Annotated in this window: 2 protein-coding genes and 1 pseudogene; 2 read left to right on the top strand and 1 reads right to left on the bottom strand. The window is 66.1% G+C overall.

Annotated elements, in window-relative coordinates:
- Together ETD85_RS64240 and ETD85_RS61390 are read left to right on the top strand one after the other, a co-directional pair.
- Positions 1–311 (top strand): annotated as a pseudogene (locus tag ETD85_RS64240) (PQQ-binding-like beta-propeller repeat protein); the annotation flags it as partial.
- Positions 312–1,373: 1,062 nt separating this feature from the next.
- Positions 1,374–2,213 (top strand): hypothetical protein, encoded by an 840-nt coding sequence (locus tag ETD85_RS61390; RefSeq protein ID WP_138698953.1) that lies wholly within the window; start codon positions 1,374–1,376, stop codon positions 2,211–2,213.
- Positions 2,214–2,309: 96 nt separating this feature from the next.
- On the opposite strand, the gene ETD85_RS67185 is transcribed toward ETD85_RS61390, so the two are convergent.
- Entirely contained in the window at positions 2,310–2,441 is a 132-nt protein-coding gene (locus tag ETD85_RS67185; RefSeq protein ID WP_276617429.1) for a hypothetical protein, read from the bottom strand.
- Positions 2,442–2,822 lie beyond the last annotated feature (381 nt).

The following is a 2,822-nucleotide window of genomic DNA, read 5'->3' as shown; positions in this document are numbered from 1 at the left end:
GGGGCAAGCTGTACGGCATCGCCTCCACCGGCGTCGCCTTCGAGTTCGACCCCTGGAGCAAGAAGGTCACCAGGACCGTCCCGGTTCCGGTGACGGCCGGAGGAACCGGCACGCTGATCCAGGCCGCGGGCAAGATCTACGGCACCGACGGCAAGGAGGTCTACCGCCTCGACACCGGGACGATGACGGTCTCCACGGTCGTGTCCGGCCTGGCCGCCCAGACGTACGGTGACCCGATGCTGGCCGCCTCACTGGACGGCCACACCCTCTACACGCTCAAGGCCCGCAACCTCGTGCGGATCAAGCTCTGACCGATCTCGCGGTCACGCCTATGATCTAGAAGATAGTACGGCGAGCCGTCTCCCTCCCCAGTCGGCGTACCCATCCAGGGCCCTTCAATCGAGGGGTCGAGTATGCCCTCCTCGAGGAACATGTAGCGCCCCTCCCGGACGTACCGCGCCAGCCCGTACATCCTGGAGGGGATCAGAAGCCGCCAGCGCACGAGCCCGGCCGGGTGATCGATATGAGGGTGCCGGTTCGACGGACCAAGGCTGTCTCGGGATTGATCAATCAGTATCGACGAGCGGCTTAGCGATCTCCTGCATCCCAGGTGAGAGCCAGTACACGAGTAGTGGCACGGCACAGGAGCGTGCATGACTCGGTTTGTCCTTGAATGCCACGCTTTTGGGATCACGTGTGGCCGTTGATTGCCTGGGTCCCTGGGAGCGGGTCTTCCTGGCAGGTTGACCGAAGGTTGGCCTGCCGCACTGTCCTGATTCGACTCTTCGGGTCGGTATGTAGGTAAGTGACCGGGATAAGCTCGTCCGCCGGATCGGGACGATGATGCTGACAAGTACATTCCACCCGCTTCGCCGAACCCTCATGCCTTCATCCGCCGCGGCGGCAGCGAAGCCGCCATGGATGCAAGAGGCTGGCCATGTGCGTGAGGTCGGTCTCCTTGCATCACGCCATACCGACAGTGCACCCAGGCGGAGCCTGCACGTGGGCCGGGACATGTGACCAGTTGATATCGCTTGACGTGGGCGGTGAAGGTGGGCGTTGATACCGATCGCTCCGGCCAATCGGTGGCCCCGACCGTCCCGCTGCGGCCCGCTGCGCCCCCTACGGGCCTGTGCGGGCCGGCAGGGGCCGCCATTCGGTCTGGGGCGCGGCATGCATGCCCCACCCTGAGTCGCTGCGCGGGGATCCGCGCGGGGATCGGCCCGGTGCGCAAGGCCGCCGGTGGCGTCCCTCCCGGGCGATACCGCATTGGCAGTCCTAGGCGGCGGCACAGGGGCAGGCCGCAGGAAGTGCGGCGTCGGGCAAGCGGCGACGCGAGATCAGCGAACAAGAGGAGAGGCGCGACAGCGACGATGAATGGAACCACCTTCAAGACATGTTCCTGCCGGGACGCGGAGACCGGCAAGAGACTGGGCAAAGCCTGTCTGAAGCTGCGCCGCCCGGGCGGCGGGGAGCGGTGGAGGAGCACCCATGGCCGGTGGGCCTATCAGCTGGAGCTGCCGCCGCACGCGGACGGGCGGTGGCGTAACCCGCTGCGCCGTCGCGGTTTCGCGACGCTGGAGGAGGTCGAGGCCGAGCTGGAGCGTGCCCGGGCGCGGCTGGCGCTGGATGAGGACCCGCACATCCAGCGGAAGGTCACCGAGCTGCTGCTGTCCATGCTCAAGGACACCAAGGCGCTGCCGCCGGTGGAAGAGGTCCGGCGCAAGGTCCGCACCCGCCAGGACCTCAACCCCACGGTCACGGTTGCCGAGTGGATGCAGGAGTTCCTGCGCCGCAAGCGGAAGATCGACGCCATCACCCGCCGCTCGTACGAGGCGCACATCCGGCTGTACTTCATCCCCTACCTGGGCGATATCCGGCTTCGGCTGCGGTGTCGGATGTGGCGGGATGTTCGAGGCGCTCGAGGCGCTCGACGACGTCATCACCACCGCCCACGCGAGCGGCGATGCGCAGGAGCGGGGGAAGGTGCGGTATCAGCGGCCAGTCGGCCCGGCCACCATACACCGAGGGGCGAACGTCTCGCTCGTACAGAGCGAGACGTTCGGCGACACCCTAGATTCCCTGCATGCCCCCCGGGGGCGTATCCATCATCAGGGTGCACCCATCGCGTACACAAGACAGATTCCTGCCAGTTCCAACACTTTTTCGAGCCTTTGTCCGTCTGTATCGGTTGGCAGTCGCAGGTTCTGTGAGGCGTACAGCGAGCACCGCGCACCGAAAGCTTCCATGCAAGGATCGCGCTGTCGAGCGCCGACGCGCTTCGCTCATGTCAACGGGCTGGGTGCAGGTCAGCGCCACGTGGCTCGCGCGACGATGTCCGCCAGAGTGGGAATGTTCCAGCCGTCGACGATGAGGATCTGAGGTTTGGCCAGATACCACTCGCGCTGTTTGAAGCTCCTGGTGCGCTTGTCGGTGTTCATGTTGTAACACTCTCCGGCCCACACGCGGTATTGCGCCCTGTGCCCGCGGCCGACCTGGCGATAGTCGTTCTGGAGGGGTTTGCGGGCGGCGAATCGCTCGCCGTATTTGCTACCAGAATCGTCGGTAGTGCTCCGGCCTTCAGGCCGGGGGTGAAGCCGACTGTCCCGCGTAGTGGGGCGAGGACAGCCGATTCGCCGCCAGGCGGACCGGCGTCCACCCCGCTCAGACCGGCCGGTTCTGCTGCTCGATGTACTGAAGCCGTAAAGGATCAACACGGCGAGATGGAGGCGAGGAGCGCGGCTGCGTTCCGGTAGCGGATTGTGGCCGGTGCGGGGTTGTAGCCATCGTTTTCCAGGAGTGGGCGGGCGTCGATGAGGGTG

Source organism: Nonomuraea zeae, assembly GCF_005889725.1.
GTDB lineage: Bacteria > Actinomycetota > Actinomycetes > Streptosporangiales > Streptosporangiaceae > Nonomuraea > Nonomuraea zeae.
The sequence above is the reverse complement of the archived record's forward strand: the minus strand, read 5'-3'. Positions and strand labels throughout refer to the sequence as shown.

Excerpts from the sequence above, each read along its gene's own strand:
- ETD85_RS61390 (WP_138698953.1), top strand. The coding sequence starts at position 1,374 with ATGAATGGAACCACCTTCAAGACATGTTCCTGCCGGGACGCGGAGACC.
- ETD85_RS67185 (WP_276617429.1), bottom strand. The coding sequence starts at position 2,441 with ATGAACACCGACAAGCGCACCAGGAGCTTCAAACAGCGCGAGTGGTAT.